The sequence below is a fragment of the Massilia brevitalea genome, assembly GCF_030711405.1.
Lineage (GTDB): Bacteria > Pseudomonadota > Gammaproteobacteria > Burkholderiales > Burkholderiaceae_D > Telluria > Telluria brevitalea.
In genome coordinates, this window is record NZ_JAULSI010000050.1 from 13,304 (window position 1) to 33,243 (window position 19,940).

Annotated in this window: 19 protein-coding genes and 2 pseudogenes; 13 read left to right on the plus strand and 8 right to left on the minus strand. The window is 65.3% G+C overall.

Annotated features, from left to right (window positions below):
• Window positions 1-69: 69 nt before the first annotated feature.
• On the plus strand, window positions 70-459 hold the full coding sequence (locus QWL29_RS23125; protein WP_305825203.1) for a cupin domain-containing protein: 390 nt from the start codon (window positions 70-72) through the stop codon (window positions 457-459).
• A gap of 216 nt (window positions 460-675) precedes the next feature.
• Here QWL29_RS23125 and QWL29_RS23130 read toward each other — a convergent pair.
• Together QWL29_RS23130 and QWL29_RS23135 are read right to left on the minus strand one after the other, a co-directional pair.
• A pseudogene (locus tag QWL29_RS23130) lies at window positions 676-843 on the minus strand (YciI family protein); the annotation flags it as partial.
• 126 nt (window positions 844-969) lie between these two features.
• Window positions 970-1,319: pseudogene (locus QWL29_RS23135) on the minus strand (YciI family protein).
• A gap of 215 nt (window positions 1,320-1,534) precedes the next feature.
• Between QWL29_RS23135 and QWL29_RS23140 the strand changes: the two are divergent.
• The 3 genes from QWL29_RS23140 (at window position 1,535) to QWL29_RS23150 (ending at window position 3,297) form a co-directional block, all read left to right on the plus strand.
• Window positions 1,535-2,002 carry a hypothetical protein gene (locus QWL29_RS23140; RefSeq protein WP_305825204.1) on the plus strand — a complete coding sequence of 156 codons (468 nt, stop codon included), beginning with the start codon at window positions 1,535-1,537 and terminating at the stop codon, window positions 2,000-2,002.
• A gap of 131 nt (window positions 2,003-2,133) precedes the next feature.
• Window positions 2,134-2,685 carry a M23 family metallopeptidase gene (locus QWL29_RS23145; protein WP_305825205.1) on the plus strand — a complete coding sequence of 184 codons (552 nt, stop codon included), beginning with the start codon at window positions 2,134-2,136 and terminating at the stop codon, window positions 2,683-2,685.
• A gap of 69 nt (window positions 2,686-2,754) precedes the next feature.
• Window positions 2,755-3,297, plus strand: a complete 543-nt coding sequence (locus QWL29_RS23150) for an ankyrin repeat domain-containing protein (RefSeq protein ID WP_305825206.1) — start codon at window positions 2,755-2,757, stop codon at window positions 3,295-3,297.
• A gap of 118 nt (window positions 3,298-3,415) precedes the next feature.
• Here QWL29_RS23150 and QWL29_RS23155 read toward each other — a convergent pair whose 3' ends face one another.
• Window positions 3,416-4,582, minus strand: coding sequence for a 4-hydroxybenzoate 3-monooxygenase (locus tag QWL29_RS23155; RefSeq protein WP_305825207.1), 1,167 nt, complete (start codon window positions 4,580-4,582; stop codon window positions 3,416-3,418).
• A 126-nt stretch (window positions 4,583-4,708) separates the two neighbouring features.
• On the opposite strand from QWL29_RS23155, the gene QWL29_RS23160 reads away from it, so the two are divergent.
• Window positions 4,709-5,641, plus strand: a complete 933-nt coding sequence (locus tag QWL29_RS23160) for a helix-turn-helix domain-containing protein (RefSeq protein ID WP_305825208.1) — start codon at window positions 4,709-4,711, stop codon at window positions 5,639-5,641.
• A 54-nt stretch (window positions 5,642-5,695) separates the two neighbouring features.
• Here the strand turns inward: QWL29_RS23160 and QWL29_RS23165 are convergent, their stop codons facing one another.
• Window positions 5,696-8,104: a TonB-dependent receptor plug domain-containing protein gene (locus QWL29_RS23165; protein ID WP_305825209.1), complete on the minus strand. Its 2,409-nt coding sequence runs from the start codon at window positions 8,102-8,104 to the stop codon at window positions 5,696-5,698.
• Window positions 8,105-8,313: 209 nt separating this feature from the next.
• On the opposite strand from QWL29_RS23165, the gene QWL29_RS23170 reads away from it, so the two are divergent.
• Both QWL29_RS23170 and QWL29_RS23175 read left to right on the plus strand, forming a co-directional pair.
• Window positions 8,314-8,475 carry a hypothetical protein gene (locus tag QWL29_RS23170; RefSeq protein ID WP_305825210.1) on the plus strand — a complete coding sequence of 54 codons (162 nt, stop codon included), beginning with the start codon at window positions 8,314-8,316 and terminating at the stop codon, window positions 8,473-8,475.
• Window positions 8,476-8,571: 96 nt separating this feature from the next.
• Complete coding sequence (locus QWL29_RS23175; RefSeq protein WP_305825211.1) at window positions 8,572-10,371, plus strand: hypothetical protein; 1,800 nt, start codon at window positions 8,572-8,574, stop codon at window positions 10,369-10,371.
• A gap of 21 nt (window positions 10,372-10,392) precedes the next feature.
• Here QWL29_RS23175 and QWL29_RS23180 read toward each other — a convergent pair whose 3' ends face one another.
• Complete coding sequence (locus QWL29_RS23180) at window positions 10,393-11,166, minus strand: IclR family transcriptional regulator domain-containing protein (protein ID WP_305825212.1); 774 nt, start codon at window positions 11,164-11,166, stop codon at window positions 10,393-10,395.
• 141 nt (window positions 11,167-11,307) lie between these two features.
• Between QWL29_RS23180 and pcaH the strand changes: the two genes are divergently transcribed.
• From pcaH to QWL29_RS23205, 5 genes are read left to right on the plus strand one after another with little or no spacing between them, the layout of a single operon-like run.
• Entirely contained in the window at window positions 11,308-12,000 is a 693-nt protein-coding gene (gene pcaH, locus QWL29_RS23185; RefSeq protein WP_305825213.1) for a protocatechuate 3,4-dioxygenase subunit beta, read from the plus strand.
• Between the two features lie 10 nt (window positions 12,001-12,010).
• Window positions 12,011-12,532 (plus strand): peptidase associated/transthyretin-like domain-containing protein, encoded by a 522-nt coding sequence (locus tag QWL29_RS23190; protein ID WP_305825214.1) that lies wholly within the window; start codon window positions 12,011-12,013, stop codon window positions 12,530-12,532.
• Window positions 12,533-12,559: 27 nt separating this feature from the next.
• Window positions 12,560-13,954, plus strand: a complete 1,395-nt coding sequence (pcaB, locus tag QWL29_RS23195) for a 3-carboxy-cis,cis-muconate cycloisomerase (protein WP_305825215.1) — start codon at window positions 12,560-12,562, stop codon at window positions 13,952-13,954.
• Window positions 13,955-13,963: 9 nt separating this feature from the next.
• Window positions 13,964-15,226, plus strand: a complete 1,263-nt coding sequence (gene pcaCD, locus QWL29_RS23200) for a bifunctional 4-carboxymuconolactone decarboxylase/3-oxoadipate enol-lactonase PcaCD (protein WP_305825216.1) — start codon at window positions 13,964-13,966, stop codon at window positions 15,224-15,226.
• Window positions 15,227-15,286: 60 nt separating this feature from the next.
• Window positions 15,287-15,664 carry a cupin domain-containing protein gene (locus QWL29_RS23205; protein ID WP_305825217.1) on the plus strand — a complete coding sequence of 126 codons (378 nt, stop codon included), beginning with the start codon at window positions 15,287-15,289 and terminating at the stop codon, window positions 15,662-15,664.
• A gap of 192 nt (window positions 15,665-15,856) precedes the next feature.
• Here QWL29_RS23205 and QWL29_RS23210 read toward each other — a convergent pair whose 3' ends face one another.
• A complete protein-coding gene (locus tag QWL29_RS23210) occupies window positions 15,857-16,813 on the minus strand; it encodes a PDR/VanB family oxidoreductase (protein WP_305825218.1) in 957 nt (318 codons plus the stop codon).
• Entirely contained in the window at window positions 16,810-17,859 is a 1,050-nt protein-coding gene (locus QWL29_RS23215; protein ID WP_305825219.1) for a Rieske 2Fe-2S domain-containing protein, read from the minus strand. Before QWL29_RS23215 ends, QWL29_RS23210 begins: the two co-directional genes overlap by 4 nt.
• A gap of 129 nt (window positions 17,860-17,988) precedes the next feature.
• Here QWL29_RS23215 and QWL29_RS23220 point away from each other — a divergent pair, with 129 nt between their 5' ends.
• Complete coding sequence (locus QWL29_RS23220; protein WP_305825220.1) at window positions 17,989-18,471, plus strand: MarR family winged helix-turn-helix transcriptional regulator; 483 nt, start codon at window positions 17,989-17,991, stop codon at window positions 18,469-18,471.
• Between the two features lie 184 nt (window positions 18,472-18,655).
• Here QWL29_RS23220 and QWL29_RS23225 read toward each other — a convergent pair whose 3' ends face one another.
• The gene (locus QWL29_RS23225; RefSeq protein WP_305825222.1) at window positions 18,656-19,792 is read right to left on the minus strand and encodes an ABC transporter substrate-binding protein; all 1,137 of its coding nucleotides are present in this window, start codon (window positions 19,790-19,792) and stop codon (window positions 18,656-18,658) included.
• Window positions 19,793-19,940 lie beyond the last annotated feature (148 nt).

Genomic DNA, 19,940 nt, shown 5'->3' on the forward strand with positions numbered 1-19,940 from the left:
TTCGCTGCTATACAATCAAGACCAGGCGGCGCTCCAGGGATGCGCCGTTGCTTATTCAATGGAGAAATCATGTCGGGCTTTAGCATCAACATCGAACAAAAAACGCTCGCGGGCAACAACTTCCGCGAAGTCCTGTACACCACCGAGCGCAGCCAGCTGGTCATCATGACCCTGCAGCCGGGTGAAGAGATCGGCCTGGAGCACCACACGGGCCACGACCAGTTCATCCGCGTGGAAGCGGGCGAAGGCGTGGCGATCCTGGACGGCGAACAGCACCAGCTGGAAGACGGCGTCGCGGTCGTGATCCCGGCCGGCACCGAGCACAATGTGATCAATACCTCGCAGACCGAGCCGATGCGCCTGTACACGCTGTACACCCCGCCGGAACACCCGGACGGCATCGTGCACGCGACCAAGGCGGAAGCGGACGAGTACGAGAAGGCGCATCACGCGGAGTGATACAGCAATGACGTAGGCGCAGGCCGTTATCGGGATGGTGGGTTCGAGAACCCACCCCACGAACAACGCCACGGTTTTGTAGGGTGGGTTCTCGAACCCACGCGGTACGGCGGACGCATGTCGATATGCGGCGGATGGCCCGGATCGCGTGCGGAGTGGTGGGTTCGAGAACCCACCCTACGACCACGGTCAGCCGTTCGCGCGGGCACGCTCTTAACGGATGCGCATGCCGCGGCTGCTCGGATGCAGGCCGCTGGCGTCGAGCAAGACGCCGGCACGGGCCAGTTCGCCGTGGTAGTCGGCCATCGCAGTGAGCAAGTCTTCGCCTGGCATGCAGCCGGCTTCGGACTCGGGCGTGGTTTTGACGATGATCATGAAGCGCATGGTGGTTCTCCTGTGGTTGAAGAGACCGGTCCGGGGCGGGCGTCCCGTAAAAACCGGCTTTCGACAGTACGACGAACCGGCATGCCAAAAATCGACACGCCCTGCAAAAATAGTTCAGCGCACCGCTCAGCGCTCGTAACAGGGAGCCAGCGCGCGCACCTCGACCGTGGCCCACTCGGCGGCCGGGCCGCGAGCGCCAGCGCTTCGTCGCGCGTCGCCACGTTCACATGGAAAAAGCCGCCGATCATTTCCTTGGCCTCGGCAAACGGACCATCGATTACCCGCGCCTTGCCGTTATCGACACGCACCCGGGCCGCCTGGGACAGCGGCGCCAGCGACTGCGCATCGAGCAGCACGCCTTCCTCGCGCAAGGCGGCGCCGAAGCGCAGCATGCGTTCGTAGAGGGCGCGGCCTTCAGGCTCGGTGCGGGTGGCGCGCTGGCCGACGGGTTCGTGGATCAATAGCATGTACGACATGAATACGGCCCTCGCGGAATTGACATGAATGCAATCGCGTATTCTACGAGCGGACGGCGGCGCAAGGCACGCTGCGCTGCGGCATAAACGCGGTCTGCTCGGATTATGCTGAGGCAGCGTCCGAGCATTCCTACAAACCTATCGCCCTCTCTCCTATTGCCCCTCACTGGCGACGCGCTACCATGGGTCATCGACATTCAAAGCGGGAGGCAAGAATGGGTGAAAACAAGGGTAAAGGTACGAAAGGCCGCAACTACGACGAACTGAGCGGCGTCGGCACCAGCAGTGCCGGCATCACCGGGACGACCGGCAACCTGAACAATGGGGTGCGCGATGGCGGCATCGGCAAGCCATCGTCACGCGACAGCGGCAACCGGGCCGGCAACATGCAATCGGCCGACCTGGACGACGACGTCACCCCGGCACTCGGCACGGGCAGCCGCTCTGGCGGCGCAGTTGGCAACCAGCAAAGCGGTCAGCCGCAGGGTCAGCAGTCGAACCTGCAGCAGTCCGGCTCGCAATCCGGTTGGCAGTCCGGTTCGCAGCAGTCGGGCGCACAGCAATCCGGTTCCCAGCAGTCGGGGTCCCAGCAGTCTCAATCCGGGCAATCCGGATCGCAACAGTCCAGCACGCTGCAATCGAAGCGCAGCCTGGACCAGGATGTATTGGGCAAGGAAAATTGAGACTACGGCGGCATCCTCCGCCGCCATGATTCCGACCGGCGCAGGCGCTGCGGCACATACCGCTCGCCTGCGCATTCTTGCGTCCGGCGCCGGCCCGCGTGCCGGGCAGCGCCTACCCGATGACTGATCCCATGCGAATACTGCTGCGCAGCCTGGTCCTGATTGCCCTCGCCGTCGGCGCCTACGCGCTGTTCGGTCCCTATATCAAGAACGCCCTGTACGCGATGCGCCTGGCCTCGCAGCCGGTGCCGGCCGTATTGCCGGTACCGGTGCGCGGCGTCGAACCGCGCGCCCTGCGCGATACCTGGGGCGGCGCGCGTAGCGGCGGACGCAAGCACGAAGGCATCGACATCTTTGCCAAGCGCGGCACGGCGGTGATCTCGGCAACCGAAGGCGTGGTGCTGCGCGTGAGCAGCAATTCGCTGGGCGGCCAGGTGGTGTGGGTGCTCGGCCCCGGCGGCCAGCGCCATTACTATGCCCACCTCGACCGCTATGCCGACATCGAGAGCGGCCAGCGCGTGCGGCCCGGCACCATCCTCGGCTATGTCGGCACCACGGGCAACGCGGCCGGCACGCCGCCGCACCTGCACTACGGCATCTACGAAAGCGGCGGCGCCATCAATCCCTATCCCTTGCTGAAGGCGAAAGCCGCCCCGGCGCGCACCACCACGCCCGCACGCTAGCAGATTGCAGTGACGCCGTTCGCCCGCCTGTGATGTAATGAAGTTTCGAACACTGAACAGGAGAAACCGATGCACGCCCAGGAACCGACCCGCCCCGCCAACCCCAGCGAGCTCGACGAAGACACCCTCGCCTTCGTGCGCCGCGTGTTCCAGCACGCGCGCACTGGAGAAGCCGGCGAGCTGGCCACGCTGCTGGGCCAGGGCCTGCCGCCGAACCTGCGCAACGAACGCGGCGACAGCCTCTTGATGCTGGCCTGCTACCACGGCCACCTGGACGCCGCGCGCGTGCTGCTGGAGCACGGCGCCGACCCCGAACTCCTGAACGACGCCAGCCAGACCCCGCTCGCCGGCGCCGCCTTCAAGGGCGACCTGGCGGTGACCACGCTGCTGCTCGACAGCGGCGCCGCGGTCAACGGCGCCGGCCCGAACGGCAAGACAGCATTGATGATCGCCGCCATGTTCAACCGCGTCGACATCGCCCGCCTGCTGCTCGCGCGCGGCGCCGACCCGTTCGCCGTCGACGCCACCGGCATCTCGGCGCTGGACGCCGCCGCCAAGATGGGGGCGCACGACACCGTCGCCCTTCTCGCTTCGATCACCGAAGAACGCTAAGGTAGGAAGGGTAGGCTGGGCCGCGCTCATGAATCCGTAGGGTGGGCGCCCCGTGCCCATGGGTTCAACGAGCGCTGGAACAAGCGTGTGCCGACCACTGCTGCTCAGACGCAATCGATCAAAACGCCCCCACATAATTCTCCGCCAGCGCCGTACTCATTGCCCGCGACGCCACCACATTCTCCAGCTCCGCCCTCTGCACCTGGCGCTCGAACGGCGACGCATCCGCGAACGTGTGCAGCATCCGCGTCATCCACCACGAAAAATACTCCGCGCGCCAGATGCGCTTGAGCGCCGCCTCCGAATACCCGTCCAGCCCCGCCTCGCTGCCCTTCTTGTAGAAGTCATCGAGCGCCTGCGCCAGGATCTTCACATCCGAAATGGCAAGGTTCATCCCCTTGGCCCCGGTCGGCGGCACGATGTGCGCCGCATCCCCCGCCAGGAACAGTCTCCCCGCGCGCATCGGCGCACACACGAAGCTGCGCATGCCGATGATCCCCTTCTGGAAGAAGCGCCCTTCGTTCAGCTTCCAGCCGTCGTCGTTCTCCAGCCGCCCGTGCAGCTCGGCCCAGATACGGTCGTCCGACCAGTTATCCACGTGGTCCTTCGGATCGCACTGGAAGTACAACCGCTGCACCGTCGGCGAGCGCGTCGACACCAGCGCAAACCCGCGCTCGTGCTGGGCATAAATCAATTCATTCGAGGACGGCGCCGACTCCACCAGGATGCCGAACCAGCCGAACGGATAGGTCCGTTGAAAATCCTGGCGCAGCGAAGTTGGAATGGCCGGGCGCGACACGCCATGGAAGCCATCGCAGCCGATCACGAAATCCGCCTCGATGCGCTGCGCCTCGCCCTTGTGCACAAAGGCCACCGACGGACGCGCGCTATCGGTATCGTGGAGCGCTACCTCGCCCGTCTCGAACAGGATCTGTCCGCCGGCAGCCAGGCGCGCCGCCACCAGGTCGATGATGACTTCGTGCTGCGGATAGACGGTGATCGCCTTGCCCGTCAGTTCGGTGAGATCGATGCGGTGGCGGCGCCCGCCGAAGGCGAATTCGACGCCATGGTGCAGCGCGCCCTCGGCCCGCATGCGCGCGCCGACGCCGGCGTCGTTCAGGATGTCCATGCTGCCCTGCTCCAGCACGCCGGCGCGGATCGTCGCTTCAATCTCGGCGCGGCTGCGCGATTCCAGCACCACCGACACGATGCCGTTCAGGTGCAGCAGATGGGATAGCAAAAGGCCGGCCGGACCGGCGCCGATGATGGCGACCTGGGTGCGCATGGTGATGTCTCCGTTTGTGTTTTGTATAAGGACATCGTAGTGCGCGCGGGCGCCGATATGAATGGATGAAAGCCGAAAAAACTTGTACTATTTTTGCATTCCCTCGCGGACATTTCCGGACCAGCCATGCCTTCGATGACTTCACCCCTGCCCGCCCGGATTCCGCAGTTCGCCCTCTACGGCGAGCTCACGCGGGGCACGGACGCCGAAGGCGTGCACATCGAGCTGATCGAAACGCGCAGCCGCAAGTACGACTGGCACATCGACACCCACACCCATGCCGGGCTGTTCCAGGTACTTTTTTTACTGGGCGGACAGGTACGCGCGAACATCGACGGCGCGCTGTGGGAATGCGCCGGGCCGGTGGCGCTGACCATCCATCCTTCTCTGCCGCACGGCTTCGATTTCTCGGCGGAGGCCCACGGCTACGTGCTGACCATCGACCAGGACATGCTGTTCGCGGCAGACGGCCACGAAGGCGACCTGTTCGCGCCGCTATTCCTGCAGCCGCTGGCCGTCCGGCTCGACGCCGTGCCCGACACCTGCGCGCGGATCGAGGCCCTGCTGCAGAATTTGATCTCGGAAGCCGCCTGGCCGCGCCAGGGTCACACATTGATGCTGGAGTGGCTGGCGCGCAGCGCCTTGCTGATGCTGGTACGGGTGCATGCCGAACGGCGCATCGCGGATACCTCGGGCCGCGGCGATTTCGAGCTGTTCAGCCGTTTCCGGGTCGAGGTGGAGCGCCACTACAAGGAGCAGTGGCAGGTCGGGCGCTATGCCGACCTGCTGCGGGTGGCGCCGACGCGGCTGAACCGGCTGTGTTTGAAACTGGCGGGGAAGTCGGCATTCGAGATCACGCAAGACCGCTTGATGCTGGAAGCCTGCCGCAAGCTGACCTATGTGCCGGCAGGGATTGCCAGCATCGCCTACGAACTCGGGTTCCAGGACCCGGCCTATTTCAGCCGCCTGTTCAAGAAGCTGATCGGCGTGACGCCGAAGGCATTCCGCCAGCAGACAGGCGGCGGCGCGGCCAGCACAATCGAGGACGTCCCGGCCTGAGGATACAAGCCGAATACAGCCGCCTGCGCCGCGGGTGCGCAGGCGGTGCACTGCTTACCAGGTGTAGCCGGCCTTCAGGTAGAAGTAGCGGCCATTGAAGCCGTTCGGCGCCCACACGCTGTACGGCTGGGTGCCGTTCACGTTCAGGTTGGCCAGCGAGGTCACCTGCGCCGGGTAGCGGTTGGTGACGTTGTCGATGCCGGCGCTCAGGCGCCACTGACTGCCGACGCGCACGCTGGCGGCCAGGTCGAGCACCCACTGCGGATCGTAGTCCTGGTCCAGCGCCGGGTCGTTCTGCGGCACGGTGAACTCGCCGTAGCGGGTGACGGTGGCGCGGCCGTTCCAGATCCCGCGGGTGTAGTCGCCGGCCAGGCTCAGCTTGTCCTTCGGCGAGCCGACCGTCAGGCGGTTGACGGTCTGGCGGTCGACCAGCAGCAGGTTCTGCGCCGACAGCACGGCCGGCGTATCGGCCACGCGCTTGACCTCGTTGTCGTTGTGGTTGTAGGCCAGCGTCAGGTCGGCGCGGCCGTACTGCTGCAGGTTCAGACGGTAGGTGCTGACCAGGTCCACGCCCTTCGTGCGGGTGTCGACGGCGTTGGTGAAGTAGCGCGCAGCGCCGACGTAAATGCCCTGGCTGGCCAGGGTATTCGCGAGCGTCGGCGCATTCGCCAGCTGCAAATTCGACGAGAACACGATGCGGTCGTCGATGTCGATGCGGTACAGGTCGAGGGTCGTGGTCCAGTTGCGGGTTGGCTGCCACTGCGCGCCGATGCTCAGGTTGCGCGCCTTTTCCGCCTTCAGCGGCTGGGCGCCGAGGGCCGCGGCGGCGGCGCTGGCGACCGGGAAGGTGCCGGTTTCGACCAGCGCGCTGGCGCCGTTCACCAGCAGCGTATTGGTGGTCGTGATCGTGTAGAACGACTGCGCCAGCGACGGTGCGCGGAAGCCGCTCGACGCCGTGCCGCGCAGCGCGAATTCCGGCGTGAACGCGTAACGGGCCGACGCTTTGGCCGAGGTCGTGTTGCCGAAGTCGCTGTAGCGCTCATGGCGCACCGCCAGCGCGCCCGACAGGTCCTTCGTGATCTCGCCCTCCAGGTTCAGGTACAACGACTTGTTGTTGCGCGTGTTCTCGCCGGCGTTCTCGGGACGGAAGCCGGAGTAACCCTGGGCGCCGCCGCCGAAGTAGGAATTCGCCTCGCCGGCGCCGATGTCATACGACTCGAAGCGCGCCTCGGCGCCGAGGGCCACCGTCAGGGGACCGCTCATGAAGGCCACCGGGATGTCGCGCGCGACGTCGAGGTTGGCCAGCTTCTGGGTCGAGGTCAGGCGACCGGCATAGAAGCTGGTCGGGCTGGCGGCGCCCAGGCTGTAGTTGACGGTGTTGTCGATGTCGAGCGTGAAGCGGTTGCGGCCATAGTTCAGGCTCGCATCCCAGCGCCAGCCGGCCAGGTCGCCGCGCAGGCCGGTGACCAGCGAGGTGTCGACCGATTTACTGTCCAGCAGCGGGCTGAAGCCTTCGGGATACAGCGGAGTGCGCAGCGTGGTCCGGGTGTTGTCGGTAAACGCGGTGCGGAAGTTCGCAGCCGACGAGGTCTTGCGCTCGCCGTAGTTGGCGAATGCGTACCAGTCGACGTTCTCGTTGATGCGGATCTGGCTGTTGGCGAACAGCGTGCGCGGCTTGCTGTCCGGGTCGCCGTAGCGCTGGGTCACGGTGCCCTGGCGCGGGCCGCTTGAGGGACGCGGGTCGGCGAAGGCGCGGTTGGTGTAGTCGCGGTCTGCCGCTTCCACGGCCACGCGCACCCAGCCATCGTCGCCGATCTTGAAGCCGGTCGAACCGCGCACGGTCACCTGCTCGCCATCGCCCTTGTCGTACTGGCCGTAGACCAGCTCGGCCTCGCCGCCGTCGGCGCCCTTTTTCAGGATGATGTTGACCACGCCGGCAATGGCGTCCGAGCCGTATTGGGCGGCGGCGCCGTCGCGCAGCACCTCGATGTGGTCGATGGCAGCCAGCGGGATCGCGTTCAGGTCGACCGGCGCCGAGCCGCGGCCGAGGGTGCCGTTGACGTTCACGACCGACGAAGCATGGCGGCGCTTGCCGTTCACCAGCACCAGGGTCTGGTCCGGCGACAGGCCGCGCAGCTGCGCCGGACGCACGGCGTCGCTGGCGTCGGCGCCGGTCGGACGCGGAAAGTTCATCGACGGCAGCAGGCGCGACAGCACGGTGGCCAGTTCGCCCGAACCGGTGCTCAGCAGTTCCTTGCTGCCGATGACGTCGACCGGGGATTCGGTTTCCAGGGTGCGGCGGTTCAGGGAACGGGTGCCGGTGACGATGACGGTTTGCAGCTGGGCGGATTCTTGTGTTGCTTGCGTTTCCTGGGCATGGGTAGCCGCCGGGAAGGTCGACGCGATCAGGCCGAGGACCAGCACGGCACGGGCCGGATTGGCGTGGGAATGTTTGCAGCTCATGGTTTCTTTCTCTTCTTCAATTTAGAGCGGCGGCGCTTGGCGGCCGGGGGGAACCCAGCTTAGCAGGGATGCTAAGACGATACCAATACCGTTTATGCTTATGCTTATGCTTATGCTTATGCTTATGCGAAGCAAAATCGAAAAAACGCTTTACTGTGCAGGTCACAAAATTAGACTCAAGGCTCCATTCACCACGACAGGAGTCGATCATGAACCGCAAGGAAGCAGACCACCACGCCAACCAGGGCAACGGCAATAATATTGCGCACAAGCTGGCACGGGACAACCACGCGAACCAGAAGAATTCAACCAGTCAGACCTACACCAAGCCTGGTACGGCACCGGTATCGAAGGCAAGCAAAACCCGCTAAACGCGTAGCAGAGAAACAACAGCCGGGGTCGGCATGAGGTGTCGTCCCCGCGCTTTTTTGGGGGATTGAATGGCAAGGAACAAGGATAGTGGCGGCGTGCAAGCGACCATCGAGCGGCTCACGGAAAAGACACCGTGTCCGCGCTATCTGCGCGACGCACTCAACAAGTACCTGTACCGTGAAGAATTGTTCGACGGTGCAAGCAGCAAGACCAAGCAAATGGGTCAGCTGAAGCGTCCAGATACCGACAACCTGGTACGGAACCTGCTGGAACTCGACGGCCTGTTTTGTGGCGACACGAGCACGGTGACCGCCCTCGTCACGGGCAAGCTGGATAAGGCCGATCTGAACGAGAAGCTGGACCGCATCGAGCGCGGCATGCGACAACGTCTCGAGATCTACAGTTACTGGCTGGAGCGGCTGCCATCGGCACGGGCCATCCTGGCAGACGGTCGGCTCAATCTGAAGGAGGACAGGCTGGACCATAGCCTGACTGCCGAGGCATGGCATGCCGAACGCGCAGCGCCTGTCTTTGCGCTCCACGCCCTGCGCATACAGGAAGAAAGCGAAGCGAAGGTACGCATGGGCCCACCAAGCGCGGCCGAGTATGTGGAACGCGCCGAAGCCTATCTGGCGCTGAACGACCACGTGAATGCCGATCGGAATGCCTGCCTTGCGCTGGAGCAGGATGCCCGCTGCGCGCGTGCCTGGTTCCTGCGCGTTGCAATCGCACTGCGCGGGCGTGACGCGGCGACCCGCAGCTACCAGCAAAAACGCATCGAGTCGCAGGAGATTGCCGAACCGTGCTCAGCCCATGAACAGTGGGCCCGGGAACAGGCCGATGAAGCTGCCGATGACGTGATGAAGCACCAGCGTCAGCTCGACGCCATCTTGCCGCATGCGCTTTCGTGCTGGCCGCAATCGTCCGGACGGCGCGCGCACCCGGAGTCATGGCGCCAGGTGCGCAGCATCTTCATTGACAGAATGTTCTCGGTTGCCGTACACGACATCGGGCTGGCGGGTACTTACCAGCAGAGAGCAGCGTGGAATGGCTTCGAACCCGAATGGGAGTTGCAGCGCAAAAAGTACCCTTATCTGCACTGTGAGGGACTACCGGAAGCGTCGCCCTTTACTCAGGACGAGACCCGGGCGATCGTCGACCTGCTGGCCGACTACGATAGCGAGCCCGAGCAGTTCTTCATGTATATCGAGGACGGGCGGCTGGCCCGCGAGCTGCGCTTGCTCCACCTGCGCTACGTCCTGCGTCTGGATGGCGGCGCCGCGCACTGGGACAGGCTGCACGCAGCTGTCACGCAACATGCAGCCAGCCACCAGGTCGCGCAGTTGATGCGCGATGCATCCGTCGCCAGGATTTGGCAGATGCACTACTGCCGCAACCTGCCCCCATCGGACCTGGCGAAATGGTATGCGCAATGGAACAAGGACGCGGAAACGCACAGCGGCGCAGCACTGCGCCATGGGCTGCTGCGCCAGTTCGCCTTTCTCTATCATCACCAGTTTGCGCGGCAACAGTTTCATGAATGCGGCCAGATCGCTGCAAGCGCCCTCGGCTTGTTCGATGGCGCCGCGGCACTGGCTGACTGGTTCAGCGGCGAGCAGCATCCCCACGACGAAGCGGTCACCATGCCGCTCCATCGCGCCCGCTACTGGGACTATCTTGCCGCACTCGCTGCTGTCGAACAGCGCAAGCGAGCGCAAACGCTTGCACCGCATGCACAGGCGCTGCTCGCTGACACAGCGCACTGGTGCGCCGCCTTTTCCGCGGATACGCAGTGCCTATGGACGGAGTCCGAGGAGTACGAGGATGGCGGAGGCGAAGACTGGCCCACGCCACCCTATGGCGTCGACCTGCGTACATTTGACGGCTGGAAATGACAGCGATCACCGCTGGACGGCTCAAAGCAGCGCGCCCAGTTCCACCTGTATCTTGATCATCGCCGGCAAACAACGCTCGACCATCTGCTCCACCGGCAGCCTTCCGGCGTGCACGCTGACGTTCATCGCAGCCACTACCTCACCGCGGAAGTTGCGCAGCGGGACAGCCACCGTGCGCAGGCCCAGTTCCAGCTCCTGGTCGACCAGCGCATGGCCCTGCGCCCGCGCCCGCGCGATTTCCAGGGCCAGGCGCTCCTTGTTGACGATGGTGTGTTGCGTGATCTGCTCCGGCTCGGCGCGATCCAGGAACCGTTCGATCTGCCCCTGCGGCAGGCTGGCCAGCAGCATGCGCCCGTTTGCCGTGCAATAGGCCGGCACGCGCGTACCGGGCTGCAGCGTGGCCGACACCAGCTGCCCGGCGCTGACCGCCGCCACGCACACCAGCTGGTCGTGGTCGAGCACGCCCACCGATGCCGCCTCGCCCAGCGAATAGGCCAGCCGGTACAGCAGCGGCTGGGCAATGCGCGGCAGGCGCGCCGAGTGCAGGTAGGACTGACCGAGGCGCAGCACGGCCGGCGTCAGCGAAAACAGCTTGTTTTCGTGGCGCATGTAGCCGAGGTGGGTGAGCGTGATCAGGTAGCGGTGGGCGGCGGCGCGGGTCAGGCCGGTGGCCTCGGCCACCTCGGCAATCGTCAGGCGCGAGCGTTCCTGGTCGAAGGCCTCGATGACCTTCAAGCCTTTTTCGAGACCGGCGACGAGGTCGCGTTCGAGCGGCAAGTCCGATTCTTGGGCCATCGCGTCAAATAAAAGTGGATTTGTGCGAGTATCGCACAATGTGTGCGCAGGGCGAATGCAGTCAGCTGCTTGCCGCTTGCGATGACTTGCGGGTTTATCTACGATTTTTGTCATCACAAGACCATACGAAGGAGACACGCCGTGAAATTCGATACCGTCGAACCGGGCACCTGGCCGGAACTCATCTATCCCCCGTATAAATCCACCGTCAAGCGCGGCCCCCTGCAGCCGAACCTGCGCATCGAGGCGCCTGTACCGGTATCGCAGAACATTGCCGCCACTCCGCGCATCCTGCTGCCGCACGACGCCGACCTGACGGCGCATGGCGAATCCGAGCCGCTGGGAGAGAAGATCGTCGTCACCGGCCGCGTGCTCGATGAAGACGGCAAGCCGGTGCGCAATTCGCTAGTCGAAGTCTGGCAATGCAACTCGGCCGGCCGCTACTGGCACAGCCGCGACCAGCACGCCGCCCCGCTCGACCCGAATTTCTACGGCCTCGGCAAGATGCTGACCGACGACGATGGCCGTTACCGCTTCGTCACCATCAAGCCCGGCCCGTACCCCTGGGGCAACCACGACAAGGCCTGGCGCCCGGCCCACATCCACTTCTCCCTGTTCGGCAACGTGTACGCCCAGCGCCTGGTGACGCAGATGTACTTCCCGAGCGACCCGCTGTTCGACTACGACCCGATTTTCCAGAGTATTCCCGACGAAGCGGCGCGCCAGCGCCTGGTGTCGCGCTTCAGCCTGGAGCAGACCGTGGGCGCCGAGATGCTCGGCTACGAATTCGACATCGTCCTGCGCGGACGCAACGCCACGCCGATGGGCCTGTAAGGAGAACACAATGAGCCAAATCACTACGTCGCAAACCATCGGCCCCTTTTCGCACGAAGCCTGGAAGTGGGCCACCGACGCCGCGCAGCCCGGCACCCTGAAGATCGACGGCCCCAGCATCCTGGTCAGCGGCGTGATCTACGACGGCGACGGCAACCCGATCAACGACGCCCAGATCGAAGCCTGGATGCCGGACGGCGCCGCCATTGAAGCCGAGCAGGCGATTCCCGGTTTCCGCCGCGTGCCGAGCGGCGCCGACGGCGAATTCAGCATGCGCGTGCCGCTGCCGCAGCCGGCCACACGCGGCGAGCCGGTCATGTACGTGACCGTGTTTGCGCGCGGCCTGGTCAAGCACCAGTTCAGCGCCGTCTTCCTTGAGGACGATACGGGCCTGGCCCAGTCGACCATCCTGAACCAGGTGCCGGAGGAGCGCCGCGCCACCCTGCTGGCGCGGAAGACCGGCGACGAGCAGTATCATTGGGACATCTGGATGCAGACCGAGAAGGAAACCGTCTTCTTCGATTATGCATAAGCCTACGTTTCAACCACGGGAGCCTGCATGAGTGTGTCGATCTTCGACAGTTTCCTGACCACGCCCGACATGATCGCCGCCTTCGACAACGCGGCGGTCGTGCAGGCCATGTTCCGTTTCGAGGCGGCCCTGGCCAGGGCCCAGGCCGAGGAGGGCCTGATTCCGCAGGCCGCCGCCAGCGCGATTGCCGGCGTGTGCAACGCCCAGCTCTACGACATCCCGGCCCTGATCGTCGCCGGCCGCCGCGCCGGCAGCCTCGCCATTCCGCTGGTGAAGGAACTGACCAGGACCGTCGGCCTGTACGACGAAGCGGCGGCGCGCCACGTGCACTGGGGCAGCACCAGCCAGGACGTGATCGACAGCGCCATGGTGCTGGTCACGCGCGAGGCCCTGCAACTGCTGGACGACGGTCTGCACGATTTGTGCGGCCATCTGCTGCAGCTGGCTGAGGATCACCTGGCCACGCCGGTGCTGGCGCGCACGCTGATGCAGCCGGCCCAGGTGACCAGCCTCGGCTTCAAGGCCACCGGCTGGCTGGCGCCGCTGGTGCGCGCGCGGATGCGGATGCGCGAGGCCGCGTCACGCGCGCTGCAACTGCAGCTGGGCGGCGCGGTCGGCACCCTGTCGGTGATGGGCGAAGCTGGGCATGCCGTAGCCGAACGCATGGCGCGCACGCTGGGCCTGAAACTGGCCGACGCCGCCTGGCATACCCAGCGCGACGAGTGGGTGCGCCTCGGCATGGAAGTGGCCGTGCTCACCGGCAGCCTGGGCAAGCTGGCCACCGACCTGAGTCTCATGGCGCAGGGCGAGATCGGCGAGCTGGCCGAGCCATCCGGCGGCGGTCGTGGCGGCTCCTCGGCCATGCCGCACAAGCGCAATCCGGTGTCGTCGATGATCACGATTGCCGCGGCGCGCCGCACGCCCCAGCATGCGGCGGCGCTGCTGGCCTGCATGAATCAGGAACACGAGCGCGGGCTCGGCAACTGGCAGGCGGAGCTGGCCGAGTGGCCGCAGCTGTTCCTGTCGGCGCACGGCGCCCTGCGCGCGCTGGACGAAGCCTTTGCCGGGCTGAAGGTCGACAGCGAGCGCATGCTGGCGAACATCCACGCCCTGCATGGGCTGGTGTTTGCGGAAGCGGCCTCAAACTTCCTGGCCTCGGCCGTCGGCCGCCCGAAGGCGCATGCGCTGCTGGAAGACCTGAGCGGCCGCGCCGCGGGCGGCAAGCGCGGGCTGGACGAATTGTTGAAGGACGCGGTGCAGGCCAATCCCGCCCTCGCCTCGCACGTCGACCTCGACAAGCTTGCCGACATCTTCGACCCCGTTGCCGCCGCCCTGCCCGCGCGCCGCCTGGCAGAACGCCAGCTGGCCGGCCTGCGCACCGACATGGCTGCCTTCAGCCACCATCATCCCTTTCACGAGTGATCCATCACCATGAGTTTCGATCCGATTGACCATGATTTCGAACGCGGCCTGCAGAACCGCCGCAATGTCCTCGGCGACGCCTGGGTCGACCGTTCGCTGGACAAGGCCACCGGCTTCAACGCCGACTTCCAGAACCTGATTACCCGTTTTGCCTGGAACGAGATCTGGGGCCGTCCCGGCCTCGACCACAAGACCCGCCGTGCGATCGTCCTGTCGATCACGATTGCGCTCGGACGCTGGGAAGAATTCGAGCTGCACGTGCGCGCGGCGTTGCTGGGCGACGAAGGCAGCCGCCTCACGCCCGACGAGATCAAGGAAATCCTGATGCAGTCGGCCATCTACGCCGGCGTGCCGGCGGCGAACACCGCCTTTACGCACACGCTGGCGATCTTGCGCGAGGTGGGCGAGCAGATCGGGTACGTGCTGGCGCCCGCGGCGCCGGCGGATGCGAGCCACAGCGGCATCGGGCGCGAAGGCCGCACCGCCAGCAGCCCGGTGCTGCACTACAGCGTGCGCGAACCGCGTAACGGCAAGGCGCCGCGCCACACGGTGGTGCTCAGCCACGCGCTGGGCTGCGACCTGACCATGTGGGACGCGCTGGCCAATACCCTGACTGCGGATTGCCGCGTGATCGCCTACGACCATCGCGGGCATGGCAGTTCGGACGCGCCCGATGCCCTGTATTCGATGGCCGAACTGGCCGACGACGCGGCGCGCCTGTTGCGCGAGCTCGATACCGGGCCGGTGGTGTGGGTCGGCCTGTCGATGGGCGGCATGGTGGGCCAGGAGCTGGCGCTGCGCCATCCTGCGCTGGTGCGCGCCCTGGTGCTGGCGAATACGACGGGGGGCTATCCGGAGGCGGCGCAGGCCGTGTGGGAACAGCGCATCGCCACCGTGCGCGAACAGGGGATCGAGGCGATTGCCGATGCGGTCATGGGGCGCTACTTCCACGACGGCTTCCGCGCGCAGAAGCCCGGTACCGTGGCGCGCTTCCGCCGCCGCGTGGTGAGCACCGATGCGGTGGGCTACGTCGGCTGCTGCAATGCGGTCGGCAAGGTGGATACGGCTTCACGCTTGTCGTCGATCGCCGTGCCGACGCTGGTGATTGCGGGTGAGCTGGACCAGGGCACGCCGGTGGCGATGGCGCAGGCGCTGGCCGACGGCATTCCCGAGGCGCGCCTGGTGGTGCTGCAGGAGGCATCGCACCTGAGCGCGGTGGAGCAGCCTCAGGCGTTCCAGGAGGCGGTGGTGGGGTTTGTTACCTGGATTTGATTGCGGCTGCTGATGGGATGCTAGGATGACGTGACTTCCCTTGCATCCATCGGAGCGTTCATGGTTTTGCATCCACAGCACTCCTATGTTCATCTTGCAGAAGACGGCGCAGCGCAGGCCTTGTCCGCCGAGGACTTCTGGCAGCAGCCCGCAGCCGGGTCGGACGGAAACGGCCAGGGCTGGCTGATCAGCGAATACGAATTCACTGCGGATTGGCCGACCTGGGAGATGCATCCCGAGGGCGATGAATTCGTCTACCTGTTGTCGGGCGCCGTCGAGTTGCTGCTGGAGCGCGATGGCAGCATCGAGCACATCGCCGTGGAAGGCACCGGCGCCGTAGTCGTGCCACGCGGCGTCTGGCACACCGCCAAGGTCCGCACTCCAAGCCGGATGCTGCACGTGACCCGGGGCGCCGGCACCCAAACCCGCCCGGTTTGATTTCGTTGATTGTGTAGGGTGGGCTCTCGAGCCCACGCGGTACGGCATTGGCACGTCGAAACACCACCCGGTAGGGTCATGACGTGGGCACAGAGATAATTTTGCGGGCGACACCTCACTGCAGCTGGTGCAAGCAAACGCACGTAACCGCGTGGGCACGGAGTGCCCACCGTACGCGAAACGTTCCCGATTCTATAAGTCCAGCACCAGCACCGGCGTCTTCGCCCTTGAACAACACGGCGTAAACTGATCGTTCGTCGCCTGCTCCTCTTCAGTCAAATACATGTCGCGGTGATCCGGCACGCCCTCGATCACGCGCGTCAGGCAGGTGCCGCATACGCCCTCCTCGCAGGAATACGGAATCACGACGCCCTGCTCTTCGAGTATCTTGATGACCGTTTTCCCGGCCGGGATCGTCAAGGTCCGCCCACTCGACGCCAGCCTGACCTCGAACGATCCATCGCCGCTGGTATCCACCGCCGCCGCACTGAAATACTCCACATGCAGCTGCGCCGCCGGCCAGCCCTGCGCCTTGGCGGTATCCAGCACATACGCGATGAAACCCTGCGGACCGCAGACATAAACATGCGTGCCCGCTTCCGGCTTCGCCAGCAGCGTCGCCAGCTCCAGCTTCTGCCCCTCCTCGCCGCTGTCGTAATGAAACTGCACCTGCGCCGCGAAGCCGCAAGTAGCCAGGCGCTCCTTGAACGCCGCCTTCTCCGGCGAGCGCGCGCAGTAATGCATCTCGAAGGCGGCCCCCTTGGCCGCCAGTGCCTCGGCCATCGCCAGGATCGGCGTCACGCCAATCCCGCCCGCCAGCAGCACGGTACGCTGCGCCTCGACCAGCGGAAAATGGTTCTTCGGCGCGCTGATCTGCAGCACCGACCCCATCTCCACATGGTCGTGCATGGCCTGCGAACCGCCGCGCGAACCGGTATCGCGCAGCACGCCGATCTGGTAGCGGTGGGTTTCGCCCGGCGCGTTGCAGAGCGAGTACTGGCGGATCAGGTTCCCGGCCAGGTGTACGTCGATGTGGGCGCCGGCCTCGAACGGCGGCAGACTGGCGCCATCGGTGCGCACCAGTTCGTAGCTGCAAATTCCGTCGGCCTCGCAGACACGGTTCGCAACCTTGACTTCGATGGTGCTCATACCGCAGCCTCCTGCGTCTGCGGCTGCTCGCGCGCCAGCCATTGATCGATGATGCGGCGCGACTGCACGCCGCCGGCGTCGATGTTCAGCATCAAGAGCTTGCGCTCGGGGTGGCGCAGGATGTTCTGCTGCTGCAGTTCGAGCATCTCGCGGTCTTCGCTGAAGATTTTCCCCTGGCCGGTACGGATGGTGTCGGTCAGCGCCTGGTCGTCCGGCTTGAAGTGGCGCGCCATGCCCCAGAAGTACCAGTGCGAGGTCTCGGTTTCGGGCGTGATGAAGTCGACCACGATGCTCGACGCCTTCTGTTCGGCCGGCGCATGGTAGCCACCCTGGCCCGCATGCGCCACGCCGACCTCGATCATCACGTGGCTCGGGGCGTCAAAGCGGCAGATCTGCCAGCGGTCGACCGGCACGTTGTCGGCCAGCCCGTTGCCGCGCAGGGCCGCCTGCCAGAACGGCGGCGGCATGATGTTTTCCATGAAGCGGCTGGTCACCACCTGCTCGCCTTCGAGCCTGGTGGTCACCGGCGCCTCGTCTATTTCCTTTTGGCCGATCGAGGACGCATGGACGTAGGTCTCGTGGGTCAGGTCCATCAGGTTATCGACCATCAGGCGGTAGTCGCAGTTGATGTGGTACAGGCCGCCGCCGTAGGCCCATTCGGGGTTCTCCGCCCATTCCAGGTGGTGGATGGTGGCGGGATCGGCGAGCGCCCTGTCGCCTGGCCAGACCCAGATGAAGCCGTAGCGCTCTTCGACGGCGTAGCTGCGGATGCAGGGAAAGCCGCGCACGCGCTGGCCGGGCATGCTGATGGCCTTGCCTTCGCAGCCCATCTCCAGGCCGTGGTAGCCGCAGACCAGGTTGCCGTCGCGGACGAAACCCAGCGACAGTGGCGCGCCCCGGTGCGGGCAGAAGTCGTCGACGGCGGCGACCTTGCCGCCCTGGCCGCGGTAGAACACGATCTTTTCGCCGCAGATCTGCCGGCCGAGGGGTTTGCCGTCGATTTCGTCGGGGGTGCAGGCTACGTACCAGGCGTTTTTCGGGAACATCGTTGTCTCCTTGATGGTTTAATCTTCAGTGCACTGAATGTAGAAAAAAGTATCACGCGTTTGCGGGACAAAGTAAACTGGCTTTTCACACTTTTCGATGGTGCAGCGCACCAGATTTGAATGGGAAATATGGCGACAGAAAAAGCACGCGACAACCAGGGCTCGATGCTGGACTTGTACGAACATCCGGGCCACCTGCTGCGGCGGGCGCAGCAGATTTCGGTGTCCCTGTTCTACGACGAGATGGGCGACGAATTGACGCCGGTGCAGTATGCGATTTTGAGCCGGCTGGCGGAGCATCCGGGGATCGACCAGGTGTCGCTGGCGGGGCTGGCGGCGATCGATACCTCGACCGGGGCGACGGTGTGTGCACGGCTGGAAGAAAAGGGTTTGTTGGAGCGGAAGGTGTTGCCGCATAACCGGCGGCAGCGGGCCTTGACCATTACGGTGGCGGGGACGCGGCTGTTGCAGGGGCTGGGGCCGGGGGCGCAGCGGTTGCGGGATCGGTTGCTGGCGCCGCTTGATGCGCAGGAGCGTGAGCAGTTCATGGCGCTGCTGGGGAAGTTGGTGCGCGAGAACAACGAACAGAGCCGTGCGCCGTTGACGTTGTAGGGTGGGCACTTGTGCCCACGCGGTCTCATCACGTGATCACCACCGCCCCCAATGGAAAACCGATTGCGCACGCACGTGGGCTGTTGCCTGTGCCGTTATCGGTGTGTTAAATCCGCGTGGGCACGAGTGCCCACCCTACGGGGAGTGTCCCGGACTTGCGGTGGCAAGACCCGGGAGCCGTTCATCACTCCACACCCGGGTCCTTGAACTTTTCCACCTTGTCGAATTCGACGTTGTAGATCCCGCCATCGACCTGCTCCGCCTTGCGGATATACACCGTCTGAACGATATCGCGCGTGGCGGGATCGATGCTCACCGGCCCGCGCACGCTGTTCCACGACAGGCCCTTCATCGCCTCCACCAGTTTCGGCCCGGTGCTGTCGCCGTTGGTTTTCTTCAGGGCCAAGTACAGCATCTGCATGCCGTCATACGCGCCGACGGCGTGGAAATTCGGGCGCATGTCCTTGTTCGCCTTGGTGAAGGCGGCAACGAAGGCCTTGTTTTCCGGCGACGGGTGGGCGGCCGAATAGTGGTGGCTGCTGACCACGCCCAGCGCGGCCGGGCCGATGCTCGGCATCAGGTCGTCATCGAGCACGTCGCCGGTGGCGATCAGGCGAATGCCGGCGGCGGCAAGACCGCGGTCGGTGAACTGCTTCAGGACGGCGGCGCCCTCCCCGGACGGCACGAACACGAACACGGCGTCGGGCTTGGCGTCCTTCACGCGTGCCAGGAACGGCGCGTAGTCGGGATTGCGCAGCGGTGCGCGCAGCGAGGCGACGATCTTGCCGCCGGCCGCGCTGAAGTCTTTCACGAAGACCTTTTCGGCATCGATGCCGGGGCCGTAGTCGGACACGAAGGTGACCACCGACTTGATCTTGTTCTTTGCCGCCCATTGGGCCATCGGCGCGGTGACTTGCGCCAGCGTGAAGCCGCTGCGCACGATGTAGGGCGAGCGCTGCGGAATCACCGAGGTGGCGGCGTTCATGACGATCATCGGCACCTTGGCTTGCGTGGCGACCGGGGCGGCGGCAAAGGCCAGCGGGGTCAGGCCGAAGCCGGCCAGCACCTGCACCTTGTCGCGCGCGACCAGTTCCTGGGCCAGGCGCTTGGTGACGTCCGGGGAGACGCCGCCGTCGTCCTTCAGGATGATCTGCACCTGGCGGCCGGCGACGGTGCTGCCGTTTTGCTGGAGGAAGAGTTTGACCGCGGCGTCGACCTGGCGGCCGGTGGAGGCGAAAGGGCCGGACATGGGGACGATCAGGCCGACCTTCAGGGGTTCGGCAGCGTGTGCAGCGCCGGCAGCCAGGCCGGCGGAGAGCATGGCGGCGCCGAGCAGGATGTGGCGGCGGGTGGTGTTTGCTTTATTTGACACGTTGTCTCCTCGTTTTTATGGGGTTGAATCATCCAGTACTGCGTCCGGTATTGGTAACCGTATCTATGGACTCCACCCGTTTTGCAAGAAGAAGATT